Origin of the sequence: Pinisolibacter sp. (assembly GCF_036782435.1) — a bacterium.
Taxonomy (GTDB): Bacteria; Pseudomonadota; Alphaproteobacteria; order Rhizobiales; family Ancalomicrobiaceae; genus CALBKH01.
Window position 1 is genome coordinate 22497 of the sequence record NZ_DAIPZB010000022.1, and the last position, 17924, is coordinate 40420.

Here is a 17924-nt window from a genome sequence, read left to right on the forward strand (position 1 = left end):
CCGCGCCGCCTCGATCTGCTATCGCTCGCCCCGCGCGGCGCGTGGTCGAGACCCGAGAGCCGCGTCATGGTCCTCTCGCAGGTGCCACGGGGGCGGTTAGCTCAGCGGTAGAGCGACGGTTTTACACGCCGTTGGTCGGGGGTTCGATCCCCTCACCGCCCACCATTCGTCCGATCCGAGAACGGCGAGCGGAGCGCGGTGCTCGTCCGCCCGACCTCGGTCATCGCCGGTGATTTCTCGCCGTCGGCCGCGAGATCGGCGCACGGTGCGGCGCCGCGATTCACGCGCCGGTCGTGCCTTCCTGACATTTTCCCGACATGCTCCGTCAGGCTCACGAGAGGTGGGGCGTGCGAAGAGGCCTCGTCCGGCCCGCTCGTTCCCGAAGCGGGCGCAACCGCGAAAGGTTCTCTTCGATGCGTCTCACCTTCGCTCTCGCCGCCGCCATCGTCGCCGTCTCGAGCCTCGGGGCCGTCGCCGCCGAGAAATGCACCACCACGCCGAAGTCGGGCTGGAAGCCGCAGGAAGCCGCGCTCGAGAAGGCGAAATCGCTCGGCTACACGACCTCGAAGGTCAAGGAAGAGGACGGCTGCTGGGAGGTCTACGCCAAGAAGGTCGACGGATCGAAGCTCGAGCTGTTCTTTCATCCGGTCACCCTCGACCTCGTCCGCACCAAGGCGATGTGACGGTCGGGGATCGCCGGGGGCCCGTCGTCCGCGCTCCGTCGGGCGGCGCGGCTCCGGGCGATCCGAGCAACCGCGCCCTTCCTCTCCGTGCCGGGAGCCTAACGACGATGACCACTTGCGATTTCGATCCCGCCGAACCGAGCCGCGCCACGCCGAACGAAACGCCGCGGAGCCGTGAGATCGGCGTCTGGGACCCCGTCGTCCGCGTCTTCCACTGGTCGCTGGTGACCGGGGTGACCGCCGCCTTCTTCACCGGCGACGACCTGACACGTATCCACATCCGCATCGGCTGGGCGATCGCCGCGCTCGTCGCAGCCCGCATCGTCTGGGGCTTCGTCGGCCCGCGTCACGCCCGCTTCCGCGATTTCGTTCGCGGCCCGCGCGCCGTCTTCCGTTATCTCTATGCCACGGCGTTCCTCCGCGCGCGGCGCTTCATCGGACACAATCCCGCCGGTGGCGCCATGGTCGTGGCGCTGCTGCTGCTGCTCGCCGCGCTCACCGCCACCGGCTGGATGCTCACCCTCGACGCCTTCTTCGGCGACGAACTGATCGAAGAGGTCCACGTGACCATCGCCTGGACGCTGGTCGTCTTCGTCGGCCTGCACGTCGCCGGGGTGATCGTCGCGAGCCTCGAGCACGGCGAGAACCTGGTGCGCGCCATGTTCACCGGTCGCAAGCGCCTCTGAGGCGCGACGGGTCGGGTGGGCTCAGCCGGCGGCGGGTCGCGGCACGGCTTCGTCGAGGAGATCGGCGACGGCGCGGTGGATCGGGCTCGCCGGATCCATCAGCCGCAGGATCAGCGAGAAGTGGTCGTCGTCCGGGCTCTCGAGGTCGCGGGTCGGGTTGCCTGCGGCGCGCCACGCCGCCGCCATGTCGCGGTTCTGGGCGAGGAAGGCCGCCGTCTCGGCGCCGCCGACGGCGAAGAGGGCGGGCGGACCGCCGGTCGGTACGCGATGCAGCGGTGAGGCCGCCCGGGCGCTCGCCGCATCGAGGCGGAGGGCGATGTTGAGCGAGGTCGCGACCAGCGGTTCGAGGTCGTAGACGCCGGAGAGGGCGACGACGCCGGCGATCGGCGACGGCGAGAGGCCGCGCGCCCCCCAGTCGGTCACCGCCAATTCCACCGCCAGATGGCCGCCGGCCGAATGTCCCGCGGCGACGATCGGCAGATCGCGGCCGCGCACGGTCCGGGCGTGCGCCAGGAGCGCCGGGACGGCCGCTCGCGCCGAGTCCGTCAGGTCGGCGAGGCTCGCGTCCGGACAGAGGGGATAGCCGACGGTCGCGACGTCGAAGCCGAGGTGGGCGAAGACGGGCATCAGGCAGCGCATGAGGGTGCGGTCGCGCATCTGCCAGTAGCCGGGGTGGAAATAGGCGACGACACCGCGCGCTTCGCCCGATGTCGCATACCAGTCGAACGCCTGACGCGGATGCGCCCCGTAGCGAAGATCGCCGGTGAAGCCGGGTCTCGTCGCCACCTCGGCGCTCGCGGCGATGAAGCCGTCGATGGTGGAGGGCCAGTGCGGGCGGCGCTGGTCGACGACATAGGCAGCCTCGTTCACCGGATCGATGGTCGGGGCGGCGGTCGGCTCGGTCATCGGCTTCGGTCTCCTGATGGGGGAGGAGGATCCTCGCCGATCGTGACTCATACCAAAGGCCGAAGGTGCTGACGCACCCGGCCTCTGAAAACACGCGAATTTCTCACTTGCATCCGGGGCATGAGAAATTCGCGTCAGGAATACCATCGGTCATGTTCGATGACCGATGGTATCACAATTCCAGATGGCGGGAGGCGAGGCTGCGGTCGTGGGCGAGTTCGGCGGAGGCGCCCTGCCAGACGATCCGGCCCTTCTCCATCACCACATGGCGATCGGAGAGGCGCATCGAGGCTTCGAGATGCTTGTCGACCACCAGGATCGCCAGCCCCTCACGCTTCAGGGCCGCGAGTGCCGTCCAGATCTCGTCGCGCAGCACCGGGGCGAGGCCCTCGGTCGCTTCGTCGAGAACGAGAAGGTCGGGATTGGTCATCAGCGCCCGGCCGATCGCCAGCATCTGCTGTTCGCCGCCGGAGAGTTCGTCGCCGAGATTGCGCCGCCGTTCGGCGAGCCGCGGGAAGAGGCGATGGACGGTTTCGAGCGTCCAGGTGGCGCCGCGCGCCGTGGAGGCGGTGGCGGTGAGGTTCTCGTCGACGGTGAGGCGGGTGAAGATCTGCCGGCCCTCCGGCACCAGCCCCAGCCCCTCGCGGGCGATGGCGTGGGGCGGTCGGCCGGTCATGTCGCGGCCGCGCACGATCACCCGGCCGGCGGTCGGCACGACCAGACCGAAGAGCGTCTTGATGGTGGTCGACTTGCCCATGCCGTTGCGGCCCATGAGGGTGACCACCTCGCCGGCGCCGACGGCGAGCGAGAGGGCGAACAGCACCCGCGCCTCGCCGTAACCGGCGTCGACGGCCTCGAGGGCGACGAGAGGGGACGATCCGGTCATGGCGCCTCCTCGCCGAGATAGGCGCTGCGCACTTGGCGGTCGGCGCGGATCTCGTCGGCCGTGCCGGTGATCGCCACCGCACCGCCGATCAGCACGGTGATGCGGTGGGCGAGGCGGAACACCGTCGCCATGTCGTGCTCGACGATCAGCATCGGGATCTTGCCGTCGAGCGAGGCGAGAAGCTCGGTGAGCCGTTCGGTCTCCTCGCGGCCGGTGCCGGCCATCGGCTCGTCGAGGAGCAGGAACTTCGGCTCCTGGACGAGGCCCATGGCGAGTTCGAGCGCCCGCTTCTCGCCGTGCGCCAGCGCCCCGGCGAGGATCGTCTCGCGCCCGGCGAGGCCGACCCGCTCCAGCGACGCCGCGGCGCGCTCCCTGAGACGCCGTTCGCCGGCGAGCGGGCGGATGAAGCGGAACGAGGTGCCGTCGGTCGCCGCCGCGGCGAGAACGACGTTGTCGAGCGCGCTGAAGCCGGCGATGACGTTCGACGTCTGGAAGACGCGGGCGAGGCCGAGACGAGCGCGGCGGGCGACGGGGAGGCCGGTGACGTCGCGCCCGTCGAAGACCACCCGGCCGGCGTCGGGGCGGATCGACCCGGCGATCTGGCCGACCAGCGTCGACTTGCCGGCGCCGTTGGGGCCGATCAGGGCGTGGATCTCTTTCGCACCGACGCTGAACGACACGTGGTCGGAGACGATGAGGGCGCCGTAGCGTTTCTGGATGTCGTCGAGACGCAGGATCGGTTCGCTCATGCGCGCCTCCCGAGGAGCCGCGGCAGGTCGACGACGCGGGTCGCGACGACCGCCAGGATGAGGAGCCCGAGTCCGAACTTCCAATATTCGGTCGCCTCGCCGAGGAATTCCTCGACCAGCACCACGACGATCGCGCCGAGGACCGCCCCGGAGAGCCGGCGCGAGCCGCCGAGTACGACCATGACGATGAGTTCGCCCGAGCGATGCCAGTTCATCAGCGACGGCGAGACGAAGCCGGTCTGCTCGGCCATCAGCGCGCCGGCGAGGCCGGCGATGCCGGCGGCGATCATGGTGGCGGCGAGGCGGGTGCGGAACACCGAGAAGCCGAGCGCCGCGGTGCGCGCCTCGTTGTCGCGGGCGGCGCGCAGCACGTGGCCGAAGCGGGCGCCGACCGTTCGATGGAGGAACAGCGAGGCGGCGGCGAGGACGGCGATCGAGAGCCAGGCGAGCGCCCCGTCGCTGCGGAAGACGCGGGCGCCGAGGAGCGTGGCGCGGCCGGCGATGCTCATGCCGTCGTCGCCGCCGTAGGCCGAGAGCGCCGAGAAGACGAAATATCCCATCTGGGCGAAGGCGAGGGTGATCATGATGAAGTAGACGCCGCGGGTCCTGAGCGCCAGGGCGCCGGTCGGCAGGGCGAAGAGGGCGCTGCCGAGGAAGGCGAGCGGCAGGAGGACGAGGACGTCGCGGACGCCCGCTTCGCCGGCGATTAACACCACGTAGGCGCCGATGCCGAAGGGCGCGGCGTGGCCGAAGCTGACGAGGCCGCCCTGGCCGAGGATGAAGCCGAGGGAGAGGGCGGCGAGGCCGAGGATGGCGGCGCGCGTCGCCAGCGTCACCCAGAAGCCCTGATCGAGGATCTGGCCGGCCGCGACGACGAGGGCGATCGCCGCGATCGCCGTCACCGGATGGGTGAGGAGCGCGACGAGGCGGGCGGGGAGGGAGCGGGGTGCGGGAGACGTCATTTCGTCCACGTCGCCCGTTCGCCGGTGAAGAGCCCGGAGGGTTTGAAGATCAGCACGGCGGCCATGAACAGGTAGATCGCCATCGAGGCGATCGCCGGTCCGGCCTGCGCCGCCGACGAGCGGTCGACGACGAGACGCAGCAGGTCGGTGGCGAAGGCGCGGCCGAGTGTGTCGACGAGGCCGACGATCAGCGAAGCGACGAGCGCGCCGCGCACCGAACCGATGCCGCCGATGACGATGACGACGAAGGCGAGGATCAGCACCGTGTCGCCCATGTGCGGCTCGACCGACAGGATCGGTCCGGCCATGGCGCCGGAGAAGCCGGCGAGCATGGCGCCGAAGGCGAAGACGAAGAGAAACAGCCGGTCGATGTCGACGCCGAGCGCCGAGACCATCTCGGGATGGGTCGAGCCGGCGCGCACCAGCATGCCGATGCGCGTCCGGGTGATCAGGAACCACAGGAGGAAGGCGACGAAGAGGCCGCTCGCGATGACGACCAACCGCCACACCGGGTAGAGCAACCCCGGCATCAGCGCGATCGAGCCGGAGAAGGCCTCGGGCACCGAAAGGGCGATCGGCGCCGGGCCGAAGATCATCTTCACCCCGTCGGTCGCCACCAGGATGACGCCGAAAGTGGCGAGTACCTGTTCGAGATGGTCGCGCCGGGTCAGATGGCGGAAGAGCACGAATTCCATCACCAATCCCAGCCCCAGCGCCGCGGCGAGGCCGATGAGCAGGCCGAGGCCGAAGCTGCCGGTCGCCGCCACGGCGGTCGCCGTCAGATAGGCGCCGATCATGTATTGGACGCCGTGGGCGAGGTTGACGAAGTCCATCACCCCGAACACCAGCGTCAGCCCGGCGGCGACCAGAAACAGGATCACGCCGAACTGCAGGCCGTTGAGGATCTGGACGAGGAGAAGGGTGACGGACATCGGATCGGTGAAGTTGGTGTGTGAATCGAGCGACGCCGCAGCCCGTCCTTCGGGACCCGTGGTGTCGGCGATCGAATTCGACCGTCATCTCCGGCCGTAGCGTAGCGGAGGGGAAGGGGATCCAGGGTGGCGGTTCGAGTCTCGCCGAAACGGTGCGTCGCGGCGGCGCCCTCCTGGATCCCCTTCCCTCGCTTTGCTCGCCGGGGATGACGGCGGAGGGGGCATGCATCCTCTGGCGCGATCGTCAGAGGTCTCTCGTCCTCGTCGCAGGCCCGCTCGGGGTTCTTCTGCCCCTCGCGGGGAAGCGGCCAAGCGAAGCCGGGTCGGGGGGGGCTCGGCGCGTCCGACGCCCTCACGCGTGGAGTGGGCCCCCCTCCCTGACCCTCCCCCGCGAGGAGGGAGGGAAGGAGGATCATTCTCACTTCAGCGGGCATTCCGTCCCGTAGGCGTCGCCGGCTTTGTCGAAGACCTTGGAGACGATCTCGGTGGCGTACTTGCCGTCGGCGCGTTTGACCGCCTGCACGACGTAGAAGTCCTGGACGGGGAAGCCGTTGGGCGAGAAGGAGAAGCCGCCGCGCACCGACTTGAACGGGGCGGAGAGCAGCGCCTTGCGGAACGCGGCCTTGTCGGAGGTCTTGCCGCCGGTGGCCTTGAGCGCGCCGTCGATCAGCTTGGCCGCGTCGTAGCCCTGCGCCGCGTAGAGCGACGGCACCGTGCCGTATTCCTTCTCGTAGGCGGCGACGAAGGCCTTGTTCTCGGGCGTGTCGAGGTTCGGCGCCCATTCCGCGCCGGAAAGCAGACCGACCGCGGCGTCCTTGGTCGCCGGCAGGGTGGTCTCGTCGACGGTGAAGGCGGAGAGGAAGGGGATCTTGCCGGCGAGACCGGCCTGGTTCCACTGCTTGACCAGGTTCACACCCATGCCGCCGGGCATGAAGGTGAAGACCGCATCGGGGCCGGCCGCGGCGATCTTGGTCAGTTCGGCGGAGAAGTCGAGCTGGTTCAGCGGCACGAAGATCTCGTCGAGAACCTCGCCCTTGAAGGCGCGCTTGAAGCCCGCCATCGAGTCCTTGCCGGCCTGATAGTTCGGCGTCATCAGGACGACCTTCTTGTAGCCCTTCGACTGGGCGTAGGCGCCCATGGTCTCGTGGTTCTGGTCGTTCTGGTAGGAGGCGGAATAGAAGTAGGGCGAGCAGCCCTTGCCGGCGAGCGGCGAGGGGCCGGCGTTGCCGGAGATCAGCGGCGTCTCGGCTTCGAACACCGGCTTGGCGATCGCCATCATGACGTTAGAGAAGACGACGCCGGCGACGACGTCAACCTTGTCGCGCTCCAGAAGCGCCTTGACCTTGGTGACGGCGACGTCGGGCTTCAACTCGTCGTCGACGACGATGACCTCGGTCTCCTGCCCGCCGAGCTTGCCGCCCAGTTCCTTCACCGCCAGTTGGAAACCGTCGCGCATGTGCACGCCGAGAGCCGCCGGCGGGCCGGAGAGCGTCGCGACGAAGCCGACCTTGATCGGATCGGCCGAGGCCACCGCGGTCGTGGCGAGGAGGGTCGCCGCGAACGCGGCCATACGGGTCGAATGAAGCATCGATCTCACCTTCTTCTTCGTCGTCGCGACCGAGCGGCCACGTGAGGATCTCCCTGTGCGCCGAGGGGATCGGCGCCGGCGCTGCCACGGCCGGTCGTCCCGCCGGCGAGGAGACACGCGTCTCTCTCGCCGATCGCGGACCCGGCGGGATCGCGCACCGACCCCTTTATAGAGAGGTTTCGGCGAATTGTACCGGGGAGCGGCCGGCGATCGTTCGCGTCCGGCGAGACCGGTCGTCGCGACCGTCTGGCTCGCCGCGCCCTACGTATGTATCCTGAGAGGGGGCGCTCCGAGGAGTCGCGAAGGATGGCCAGCCGCATCGAAGACGTCATCGCACGCGCCGTCGATCAGGGGCGCGGGGTTGCAGCCGCCGATCTGGTGCTGAAGGGCGGTCGCTTCCTCGACATCGTCACCGGCGAACTCGCCGCCTCCGACGTGGCGATCTCCGGTGATCGCATCGTCGGCACCTTCGGCGACTATCGCGGAGTGCGCGAGATCGATGCCCGCGGCAAGGTGATCGTCCCCGGTTTCGTCGACAGTCATCTCCACGTCGAAAGTTCGCTGCTCACGCCGCAGGAGTTCGACCGCTGCGTCGTTCCGCACGGCGTCACCACCGCGATCTGCGACCCGCACGAGATCGCCAACGTGCTCGGCCGCGCCGCCTTCGACTTCTTCCTCGCCTCGGCCGAGACGACGGTGGTCGATCTGCGCGTCATGCTGTCGAGCTGCGTGCCGGCGACCGACCATCTGGAGACGGCCGGCGCCCGGCTGACGGCCGAAGACCTCCTCGCCTATGCCGATCACCCGAAGGTGCTCGGCCTCGCCGAGTTCATGAACTTCCCCGGCGTCTTCGCCCACGATCCCGGCTGCATGGCCAAGCTCGCGGCCTTCGCCGGGCGCCACATCGACGGCCATGCGCCGCTGATGCGCGGTTACGACCTCAACGGCTATCTCGCTGCCGGCATCCGCACCGACCACGAGGCGACGACGCGCGAAGAGGCGCTGGAGAAGATCCGCAAGGGCATGACGGTGCTGATCCGCGAGGGATCGGTGTCGAAGGACCTGCACCTCTTGGCGCCGGTGCTGACCGAGCGGACGAGCCCGTTCATGGCCTTCTGCACCGACGACCGCAATCCGCTCGACATCGCCGAGGAGGGTCACCTCGACTTCGTGATCCGCACCGCCATCCGCCTCGGTGTGCCGCCGCTCGCCGCCTATCGTGCCGCCTCGTGGTCGGCGGCCCGCGCCTTCCGCCTGCACGATCGCGGCATGGTGGCGCCGGGCTGGCGCGCCGATCTCGTGCTCCTCGACGATTTCGACGATTGCCGGGTGGCGCAGGTGATCGCCGCCGGACGGCCGGTCGACGAGGCGCTGTTCGCCGCGCGGCGGCGGATCGAGCCGATCGGTCGGCACTCGATCCACGCGCCGCAGGTGGCGGCGGGCGACTTCCGTTCGCCGGGCGCGGGGCCGTCGACGCCGGTGATCGGCATCGTTCCCGGCCGCATCGTCACCGAGCGGCGCGACCTGTCCCTGCCTTACGCGAACGGCGAGCGCCGGGTCGATCTCGATCAGGACGTCATAAAGATCGCGGTGGTCGAGCGCCACGGCCGTGGCGGCGGCATCGGCCGGGCCTTCACGCAAGGCTTCGGTCTGAAGCGCGGCGCCATCGCCGCTTCCGTCGGCCACGACAGCCACAACATCACCGTGTGCGGCGCCTCGGACGCCGACATGGCGACGGCGGTCAATCGCATGGCCGAGATCGAGGGCGGCTTCGTCGTCGTCGAGGGCGGGCGGGTGGTCGCGGAACTGCCACTGGCGTCGGCCGGGCTGATGAGCCTCGGGTCACACGAGACGGTGCACGACCAACTGGTGCCGCTGCGTGCCGCGGCCAAGGGTCTCGGAGTGACGCTGACCGAGCCGTTCCTGCAGATGGCCTTCCTGCCGCTGCCGGTGATCCCCCACCTCAAGGTCACCGACAAGGGTCTCGTCGACGTCGATCGCTTCGAGCTGATCGACGGGTGAGGGGAAGGTGGGGGGCGACGAGCCGAAGGTGAGTTGCGCCGGTGGAGGTGACGGACCGGGTCGACCTCCGTGCGCGATGCTTCGAGACGCGCCTTCGGCGCTCCTCAGCATGAGGCGCTTCTTGGTTTTCCGGAAAAAACAAACACCTCATGCTGAGGAGCGCCCCGCGAGGGGCCCGTCTCGAAGCATCGCGCACCGAGCCTGTCGGCCGACGCGCATCCGCCGCCGATCGACCGCCGCCGTCACCCCGCCGCCGGTTCGAGCGCCGGATAGTCGGTGTAGCCCTTCGGGCCGTTGTCGTTGCCGTAGAGGGTGGCGACGTCGAGCGGGTTCTGCGGGGCGTCGGTGGCGATGCGTCCGACGAGGTCGGGGTTGGCGATGAAGGCCTTGCCCCAGGCGGCGGCGTCGGCGGTGCCGGCGTCGAGCAGCGCTTCGGCGCTCTCTCGCGTCAGCCCCTCGTTGGCGATCACCACGCCGCCGAAGATGCGCTTGATCTCGGGGAGAAGGCTGTCGTCGGCGATGCGCTCGCGCAGGAACAGGAACGCCACCTTCCGCTTCGCCAGTTCTTCGGCGACGTGGGTGAAGACGGCGCGCGGATTGGAGTCCCCGGCATCGTTGGCGTCGCAGCGCGGCGCCAGATGGATGCCGACCCGACCCGACCCCCACACGGCGATCACCGCATCGGTCACCTCGAGCAGGAAGCGCGCCCGGTTCTCGATCGAACCGCCATAGGCGTCGGTCCGGTGGTTGGTCTCGTCCTGGAGGAACTGGTCGATCAGGTAGCCGTTGGCGGCGTGGATCTCGACGCCGTCGAAGCCGGCGGCTTTCGCGTTCGCCGCGCCGCGCGCGTAGGCGGCGACGATGCCGGGGATCTCCTCGATCGCCAGCGCTCGCGGCGTCACGAACCGCCGCTTCGGCCGGACCAGCGTGACATGGCCGGCCGGCTGCACGGCGCTCGGGGCGACCGGCTGATCACCGTCGAGGTAGATCGGATCGGAGATGCGGCCGACGTGCCAGAGCTGGGCGACGATCAGCCCGCCCTTCGCGTGGACCGCGTCGGTGACCTTGCGCCAGCCGGCGACCTGTTCGTCGGACCACAGGCCCGGCGTATCGGGGTAGCCGACGCCCTTCGGCGTCACCGCCGTCGCCTCGGTCAGGATCATCCCGGCATCGGCGCGCTGGACATAGTATTCGACGTTGAGATCGGTCGGCACGCGACCGGCGCCGGCGCGGCAGCGGGTGAGCGGCGCCATGACGATGCGGTTGCGCAGGGCGAATTCGCCGGCGACGAGCGGGTCGAACAGAGACGGCATCGGGGATCCTCGAGCGGAGGGGGCGCCGGACGGTGCGGCGGGGTACGCCGAATATGGGCGGCGGGGCGCCGACGCGCCAGAGGCGGACCGCATGGCTCCGCTCCGCAATCCACCGGCTGTCCGCGAAGCCCTCGACGCCCTAGAGTCTCCGGGCTCACCGATCGGAGGATGCGACATGCGTGCGATGGTGCTGCGGCGACCGAAAACGCCTCTGGTGCTCGAGGAGCGGCCCGATCCGGTCCCCGGTCCCGGTGAGATCCGGGTGAAGGTCTCGGCCTGCGCGGTCTGCCGCACCGATCTCCACGTCGTCGACGGCGACCTGCCGCCGCATCGCGCCTCGGTGGTGCCGGGTCACGAGATCGTCGGCCACGTCGACGGGCTCGGGTCCGGCGTCACCGATCTCACCCTGGGCCAGCGCGTCGGCATTCCCTGGCTCGGCCACACCTGCGGCACCTGCCCGTGGTGCGCCGGCGGCGCCGAGAACCTGTGCGACGAACCGGCCTTCACCGGCTGGGATCGCGACGGCGGGTTCGCCACCCATGTGGTCGCCGACGCCGCATTCGCGGTGCCGCTCGACGATCTCGATCTCGACGACGTCGCCGCCGCGCCGCTGATGTGCGCCGGCCTCATCGGCTGGCGCTCGCTGGTCAAGGCGGGGGAGGGGCGGGTTCTCGGCCTCTACGGTTTCGGCGCCGCCGCCCACATCGTCGCCCAGGTGGCGAAGCACCAGGGTCGTCGCGTCTTCGCCTTCACCCGGCCGGGGGACGCGGACGCGCAGGCCTTCGCCCTGTCGCTCGGCTGCGACTGGGCCGGCGACGCCGGGGCGACGCCGCCGGAGGCGCTCGATGCGGCGATCATCTTCGCGCCGGTCGGCGAGTTGGTGCCGGAGGCGCTGCGGGTGGTGAAGAAGGGGGGCCGTGTGGTGTGCGGCGGCATCCACATGAGCGACATCCCCGCCTTCCCCTATGCGCTTCTCTGGCAGGAGCGCGAGGTGGTGTCGGTCGCCAACCTGACGCGCGCCGATGCGCGCGACTTCCTCGCCGTGGCGAAGGACGCGCGGCCGCATATCGCCACCCACGTCTACCCGCTCGAGCGGGCGAACGAAGCCCTCGACGATCTGCGTGCCGGGCGCTTCGCCGGGGCCGCCGTGCTGGTGCCGTGAAGCGGAGCGCCGCCGGTCAGCCGGTGCGGCGCTCGCTCTCGGGGCCGCGGCGCAACGCCTCGAGGAAGACCGTGACGGCCTCCGCCAGCGTCGTGGTGCGATCGCCGAAGATCTTGGCGACGGCTTCGACGTCGACCGCGTTGCGGCGGGTCTCGCCGATCGCCGTGTCGACGGCGGCGACCGAGCGGGCGAGAACGACGGTGCCGTCGGCGGCCTGCGCGACCGAGCCTGCGATGTCCTGCGTCACCGTTCCCTGTTCCTCGATCGCGGCGGCGATGGAGGCGGTGACGCCACCGATCTCGCGCATGATCCGGCCGATCTCGTCGATCGCATCGACCGCCTTGCCGGTCCCCGCCTGGATGTCGGCGACGCGGCGGGAGATCTCTTCGGTCGCCTTGGCGGTCTGGCCGGCGAGGTTCTTCACCTCCGAGGCGACGACGGCGAAGCCGCGCCCGGCTTCACCGGCGCGTGCCGCTTCGATGGTGGCGTTGAGGGCGAGCAGGTTGGTCTGGCCGGCGATCGCCTGGATCAGCCCGACGACGGCGCCGATGTGGGACCCGGACTGGGCGAGAGCTTCGATCGCCTGGGCCATCTGCGCCGTCATGCCGTTGGCGCGGTCGACGATGCCGGTGGCGGCACCGATCTGGCGGCCGATCTCGCCGATCGAGGCGCTCATCTCCTCCGCGGCGCTCGCCACCGATTGCACCATGGTGGAGGTCTCTTCCGCGGCCGCGGAGGCGCTGGTCGCCTGATTTCCGGCGTCGGAGGCGATCCCGGCGAGCGACTTCGCCGTGCCGAGCATCTTGCCCGAACAGGCGCCGACCTCGCCGAGGATGTTCTCGGTCGCGCCTTTGAAGCGGCCGATCGCACCTTCGACGAAGGTGGCGTGGCGTGCGCGCTCTTCGAGCAGGACCTCCTGATAGACGCTGATGGCGAGATCCATGTCGAGGAACACCGCTTTGGTGAGCGCGGTCGTGCGCTTCACCAGGCTCGCCTTGTCACGCCCGCAATCGGCGACGAGAAGGGCGATCAGCTCGTTGAGCACGAACTGGTATCCACCCATGTACCAGCGTGGTTCGAGGCCGATGCGGTGATGGGCGAGGCCGATCGCGCGGACCGAACGGGCGTAGTCGTCGTCGAAGCGGCCGGAGAACACCCGCGACCAGTGCCGGCTCTGAGCGGCGGCGAGATCTTTCGAGCGGTTGCCGACGAGGCGCGCCAGTTCCGGCTCGCGTCGGATGTGGTCGTAGAAGCGACGCAGGATGTCGTCGAGATGCGGTGAGACGATGTCGAACACGGTCGGCAACGTGGTGAGCGTATCCCGGTCGATGCGGGCGAAGTCCAGTCGGCGTCTGATCTCGTCGGTCGCTGCCATGATCGTCTTTCCAAGGTGTACCATCGGTGGTCGTCTGGACGGGATCGGGCGGAAGTGGTGCAGCCTGTTTCGTTGTTTCTATTACGTTACGTAATCTGAACGCGACACATCCACTTCGACCCAAGATTGTTTCAGCTTGGTTTCACGTGATTAACGCGAAGTTAAGACGGTCGGATCGAAATTCGCGATCGGCTTGTTTTTGTGACGCCCACAATCACGGCGCGGTGGCCGGCGAAGAAATCGGAGCGGCTGCTGCGTCTTCTCTCGCGTCGGCTTCGCAGGTCGTACTTCCCGTGGCGCCGCAGCGGTGCAAACTATTCTGGTTTCACCGAATCTTAGGGATGATTCTCGAAAGTCGACCGAAGATTTGCGCCCGCTGAGGGTCGGAAAACGGGGATGGTATGGGCGACGGCGAAATCAAGAAGGACGGCTGGCTCGTGTCCCAAATCCGGGTGGCGGCGGTGGTCGTCGGCTTCTTCCTGCTCGCGGCGCTCGGCCTCGGCATGTCGCGCAGCTGGGGCGAGATCGCGGCGTTCTGGCCGGCGACCTCTTTCGCCGTGGCGATGCTCTGGCGCGATCCGCGGATCCCGGTACCGGCAACCCTCGTCGGGATCTGGGGCGCGGGAACGCTGTCGTCGATCCTGCTCGGCACGCCGCTCGAACTCGCGGTCATCCTCGCCGGCGTCGACGCGCTCGAGGTCTCGATCGCACTTCTCGGGCTTCGTTGGTTGGGCGAACGGCGGCTCGACCGCTCGATTCCGATCTTCTTCGGCGCTCTCATCTTCGTCGGCGGGATCGCACCCGCACTGAGCGGAGTCCTCGGCGCGGCGGCGATCCACTGGTACCTCGGTCACGACCTGCATGCGGTGTGGACGACATGGTGGGTCGGCAACGCGCTCGGCACGGCGCTGCTGCTTCCGGTCATGACGTCGGTCACGCGGCGACGTCTGGCCGAGACCCTCGAAGGGCAGGCGCTCCTGGAAGCGGTGGGTCTCACGGTCGTGGCGGCGCTCGTCGTCGTCGTCACCGTCACCCGCATCGGCCAACCCAACCTGCTGATGGCGATCCCCGTCATCATCGCCGCGGTGCGCCTCAACCCTTTCGCCACCGCCGCACTCGGCTCTGCGACCGTCGTCTCGGTCGTCGGCGCCTCGCTCCTCGGCCTCACCATCACCGTTCCCGGCGGCGGGCAGGGGGCGTCGGTCGGGGCATGGTCGTTGGGGGCGGTGCTGCTGCCCTACTCGATCGCCCTGCTCATCGACGAACTGGCGCGTGAGCGCGAACGCCTCGCCGCCAGCGAACATCATTTCCGCGTCGCCATGGACCGTTCGCCTTTCGGCATGGTGCTGCTCGACACCTGCGGACGGATCTATGCGGTCAATCGTTCGCTGTGCGAGTTCCTCGGCTACGATCCGGAGGACCTCCTCGGCCACTCCCCGGTGGAATTCACCTGCGGCGACGACCGCGATCTGGTGGTCGACCGGATGAAGCGGCTTCTGGCGGGCGAGATCGACGAATACTCGCTGGAGAAGCAGTTTTTCCACAAGAACGGCACGCCGATGTGGACCTTCATCGCGGTGTCGTTGGTCCGGGACGAGAGGAGCGGCGCTCCGCTCTACATGATCGCCCAGATGCAGGACATCTCGGATCGCAAGGCGACCGAAGAGGCGCTCGAAGAGAGCGAGAGCCGCTGGAACTTCGCGCTCGAGAGCGCCGGCCAAGGCGTGTGGGATCACGACTACGGTCGCGGCACGACGTTCTATTCGCCGATGTGGGCGCGGATGCTCGGTTACGAACCGGAGGAGATCTCCACCGAATCCGACGCTTGGCTCGCCCTCGTCCATCCGCACGACCTGCCGCGACTGCTCCACCAGGAGCAGGTGCATCTCACCGGTGAGAGCCAGCAGTTCGAGAGCGAATTCCGCATGCGCCACAAGGACGGCCACTGGTTGTGGATCCTCGACCGCGGCAAGGTCATCGCGCGCGACGTCGACGGCCGGCCGCTGCGCATGGTCGGCACCCACACCGACATCACCGAACATCGCAAGCTCACCGAAGCCCTGCAGGAGGAGAAGGAGCGCCTGCGCATCACGCTCCACTCGATCGGCGACGGCGTGATCTGCACCGACGCCAGCGGACGCGTCACCTTCATGAACCCGATCGCCGAGCAACTGACCGGCTGGGCGGCGTCGGCGGCACTGCTGCGCCCGGTCGAGATCGTCTTCCGGCTGATCGACGAGAGGAACGACCACCCGATCGAAGGAACGGTGGCGCAATGTCTCGCCCGGCTCGACCGCGTCTCGCGCGACGAGGGCGTCCTGCTCGTCGGCCGCGGTGGGGCTCGTGTCGACGTCAAGGCCTCGGCCTCGCCGGTCAGGACACCGGCCGGTGAGGTTCTCGGCACCGTGCTGGTGTTCCAGGACGTGACGCGCGCCCGGACGCTGCAGAAGGAACTGGCACAGATGGCGCGTCAGGACGCGCTGACCGGTCTGCCCAACCGCTCGTCGTTCGAAACCGTCCTCACCGAGGTCTGTGCCGCGGCCGGCGACAGCGAAGCCGGGCACGCCCTGTGCTTCCTCGATCTCGACCGCTTCAAGATCGTCAACGACACGGCGGGGCACGCCGCCGGCGACGCCCTGCTGCGCGAGGTCGGTCGGGTGATCCGCGAGCAGATGCGCCGGCAGGATCGGATCGCGCGTCTCGGCGGCGACGAGTTCGGCATTCTTCTCGCCGATTGCGGCGAGGAGGACGCCCGCAACATCGCCGAACGTCTGCTCGAGCGGATCGGCCGTGTGCGCTTCGCCTGGCAGGATCGGGTCTACGAAGTCGGCGCATCGATCGGCATCGCCCGTATCGATGGCGACATCCCGCTCGCCGCCGACGTGATGAGCCGCGCCGACGTCGCCTGTTACGCGGCGAAAGCGGCGGGGCGCAACCGCGTCTCGGTCTATCATCCCTCGGAGGGCGACGCCCGCCGCCATCACCACGAACTCCACACCGCCGCCGGTATTCGCGCCGCGCTCGACGACGACCGCTTCGTCGTCCACGCCCAGGAGATTCTCGATCTCAGGCCGTCGGGCCACCTGCAGCGCCACTGCGAACTGCTGGTGCGCATGCGCGACGACGACGGGGCGCTGCTCTCGCCCGGCGCCTTCATCCCCGCGGCGGAACGCTACGGCCTGATGGCGTCGATCGATCGCTGGGTCATCCGCCGCGTGTTGCACACCTACGGCCGGGCCATCCTCGCCGTGCCGCGCCTCACGGTTTCGATCAATCTGTCGGCCAATTCGCTCGAAGATCCCGATCTCGTCGACTTCCTCGCGGCGGAACTGGAGCGCTCGGTGCTGCCGCCGCATCGGCTGCGCTTCGAGATCACCGAGACCTCGCTGATCAACAACCTGACCAACGCTGCGAAGCTCGTCGCGGCGTTGCGCGCCGCCGGCTACGCCATCATGCTCGACGACTTCGGCGCCGGGGTCTCGTCCTTCGCCTACCTCGAGAATTTCCCGACCGACTATCTGAAGATCGACGGCGGCTTCGTCCGCAAGATGAAGGACAATCCGGTCGATCGGGCGATCGTCGAGAGCATCAACGACATCGGCCACAAGCTCGGTGCGGTGACCATCGCCGAATTCGTCGAGGATGCCGAAACCCTGGAGATCCTGCGCGCGATCGGCCTCGACATGGCGCAGGGCTATCACATCGCCCGGCCGATCCCGCTCGAGACGCTGCTCCTGGAATTCACCGACGACGAGGTCGACGGCGCCGGCGCGCGCACGGCCTGATCCGGACGTCGGGGCTCGCGGCGGCGGTCATGCGGGCCACCGTTCACCGGACGGCGACGATGCGTTCGCCGAAGCGACACCCCGTCAGGCCTTTCCCGCGGTTGAACCGAATCTCCCTGCGTTCCATGTTGGGTAGAGCAGTTTCCGTCCGACATCCGTCCGGCGCATCGTCGTCTTCGACACGTTTCCCGAGGTTCCCATGTCCCGTCTCGACTCCGCCGCTCTCGATCTCCTCTTCCGCGACGCCCGCACCCACAACGGCTGGTCGGCCGAGCCGGTCGCCGACGCCGATCTCGTCGCCGCGCTCGATCTCGCCAAGATGGGACCGACGGCGGCCAATTCGCAGCCGCTGCGGGTCGTCTTCGTGCGCAGCGCAGAGGCCAAGGCGCGGCTGAAGCCGACCCTGTCTCCGGGCAACGTCGACAAGACCATGGCCGCGCCGGTCACCGCGATCGTCGCCTACGACCCGAAGTTCTACGATCTGCTGCCGAAGCTCTTCCCGCACACCGACGCGCGCTCGTGGTTCGCCGGCGATCCGGTGGGGGCGGAGGCGGTGGCGCGGATGAACGCGACGCTGCAAGCGGCCTATCTCATCCTGGCGCTGCGCGCCGTCGGTCTCGACACCGGCCCGATGGGCGGCTTCGACGCGGCCGCCGCCGATGCCGCCTTCTTCCCCGAAGGCGATGCCAAGTCGGTGTTCCTGATCAACATCGGCCGCGGCGACCCGGCCGCGCTCTTCCCCCGCAGCCCGCGCCTCGACTTCGCCGAGATGGCGAAGATCGTGTGACGGCGGACGCACCGCCCGAAACGAAAGAGCCGCCGAGGGTGACCTCGGCGGCTCTTTCGTTCGTGGAGCGTCGACGACGGGGCGGTGT

At 69.1% G+C, this 17924-nt stretch carries 14 protein-coding genes and 1 tRNA gene; 7 read left to right on the top strand and 8 right to left on the bottom strand.

Features of this window, described 5'->3' with window-relative positions:
* Positions 1-90: 90 nt before the first annotated feature.
* From V7Q42_RS11180 to V7Q42_RS11190, 3 genes are all read left to right on the top strand, one after another.
* Positions 91-165: transfer RNA gene (locus tag V7Q42_RS11180), tRNA-Val, on the top strand.
* Between the two features lie 248 nt (positions 166-413).
* Positions 414-683: a PepSY domain-containing protein gene (locus V7Q42_RS11185; protein ID WP_333824139.1), complete on the top strand. Its 270-nt coding sequence runs from the start codon at positions 414-416 to the stop codon at positions 681-683.
* A 107-nt stretch (positions 684-790) separates the two neighbouring features.
* Complete coding sequence (locus V7Q42_RS11190) at positions 791-1369, top strand: cytochrome b/b6 domain-containing protein (RefSeq protein ID WP_333824140.1); 579 nt, start codon at positions 791-793, stop codon at positions 1367-1369.
* Positions 1370-1390: 21 nt separating this feature from the next.
* Here the strand turns inward: V7Q42_RS11190 and V7Q42_RS11195 are convergent, their stop codons facing one another.
* The 6 genes from V7Q42_RS11195 to V7Q42_RS11220 all read right to left on the bottom strand — a co-directional run bounded on the left by V7Q42_RS11195 (position 1391) and on the right by V7Q42_RS11220 (position 7392).
* Complete coding sequence (locus tag V7Q42_RS11195; protein WP_333824141.1) at positions 1391-2275, bottom strand: alpha/beta hydrolase; 885 nt, start codon at positions 2273-2275, stop codon at positions 1391-1393.
* Positions 2276-2447: 172 nt separating this feature from the next.
* Positions 2448-3161, bottom strand: coding sequence for an ABC transporter ATP-binding protein (locus tag V7Q42_RS11200; RefSeq protein WP_333824142.1), 714 nt, complete (start codon positions 3159-3161; stop codon positions 2448-2450).
* On the bottom strand, positions 3158-3910 hold the full coding sequence (locus tag V7Q42_RS11205) for an ABC transporter ATP-binding protein (RefSeq protein WP_333824143.1): 753 nt from the start codon (positions 3908-3910) through the stop codon (positions 3158-3160). Before V7Q42_RS11205 ends, V7Q42_RS11200 begins: the two co-directional genes overlap by 4 nt.
* On the bottom strand, positions 3907-4872 hold the full coding sequence (locus tag V7Q42_RS11210; protein ID WP_333824144.1) for a branched-chain amino acid ABC transporter permease: 966 nt from the start codon (positions 4870-4872) through the stop codon (positions 3907-3909). The genes V7Q42_RS11205 and V7Q42_RS11210 overlap by 4 nt, the downstream gene beginning before the upstream one ends.
* Positions 4869-5804, bottom strand: a complete 936-nt coding sequence (locus V7Q42_RS11215) for a branched-chain amino acid ABC transporter permease (RefSeq protein WP_333824145.1) — start codon at positions 5802-5804, stop codon at positions 4869-4871. Before V7Q42_RS11215 ends, V7Q42_RS11210 begins: the two co-directional genes overlap by 4 nt.
* 418 nt (positions 5805-6222) lie before the next feature.
* Positions 6223-7392 carry an ABC transporter substrate-binding protein gene (locus V7Q42_RS11220; RefSeq protein WP_333824146.1) on the bottom strand — a complete coding sequence of 390 codons (1170 nt, stop codon included), beginning with the start codon at positions 7390-7392 and terminating at the stop codon, positions 6223-6225.
* Between the two features lie 306 nt (positions 7393-7698).
* Between V7Q42_RS11220 and ade the strand changes: the two genes are divergently transcribed.
* Positions 7699-9414 (top strand): adenine deaminase, encoded by a 1716-nt coding sequence (gene ade / locus V7Q42_RS11225; RefSeq protein ID WP_333824147.1) that lies wholly within the window; start codon positions 7699-7701, stop codon positions 9412-9414.
* 242 nt (positions 9415-9656) lie between these two features.
* On the opposite strand, the gene V7Q42_RS11230 is transcribed toward ade, so the two are convergent.
* On the bottom strand, positions 9657-10727 hold the full coding sequence (locus V7Q42_RS11230; RefSeq protein WP_333824148.1) for an alkene reductase: 1071 nt from the start codon (positions 10725-10727) through the stop codon (positions 9657-9659).
* Between the two features lie 175 nt (positions 10728-10902).
* Between V7Q42_RS11230 and V7Q42_RS11235 the strand changes: the two genes are divergently transcribed.
* Entirely contained in the window at positions 10903-11889 is a 987-nt protein-coding gene (locus tag V7Q42_RS11235; protein ID WP_333824149.1) for a zinc-dependent alcohol dehydrogenase family protein, read from the top strand.
* Between the two features lie 16 nt (positions 11890-11905).
* Here the strand turns inward: V7Q42_RS11235 and V7Q42_RS11240 are convergent, their stop codons facing one another.
* On the bottom strand, positions 11906-13264 hold the full coding sequence (locus V7Q42_RS11240; RefSeq protein WP_333824150.1) for a globin-coupled sensor protein: 1359 nt from the start codon (positions 13262-13264) through the stop codon (positions 11906-11908).
* Between the two features lie 401 nt (positions 13265-13665).
* Between V7Q42_RS11240 and V7Q42_RS11245 the strand changes: the two genes are divergently transcribed.
* Positions 13666-17049 (top strand): EAL domain-containing protein, encoded by a 3384-nt coding sequence (locus tag V7Q42_RS11245; protein ID WP_333824151.1) that lies wholly within the window; start codon positions 13666-13668, stop codon positions 17047-17049.
* Positions 17050-17248: 199 nt separating this feature from the next.
* Positions 17249-17836, top strand: coding sequence for a malonic semialdehyde reductase (locus V7Q42_RS11250; RefSeq protein WP_333824152.1), 588 nt, complete (start codon positions 17249-17251; stop codon positions 17834-17836).
* Positions 17837-17924 lie beyond the last annotated feature (88 nt).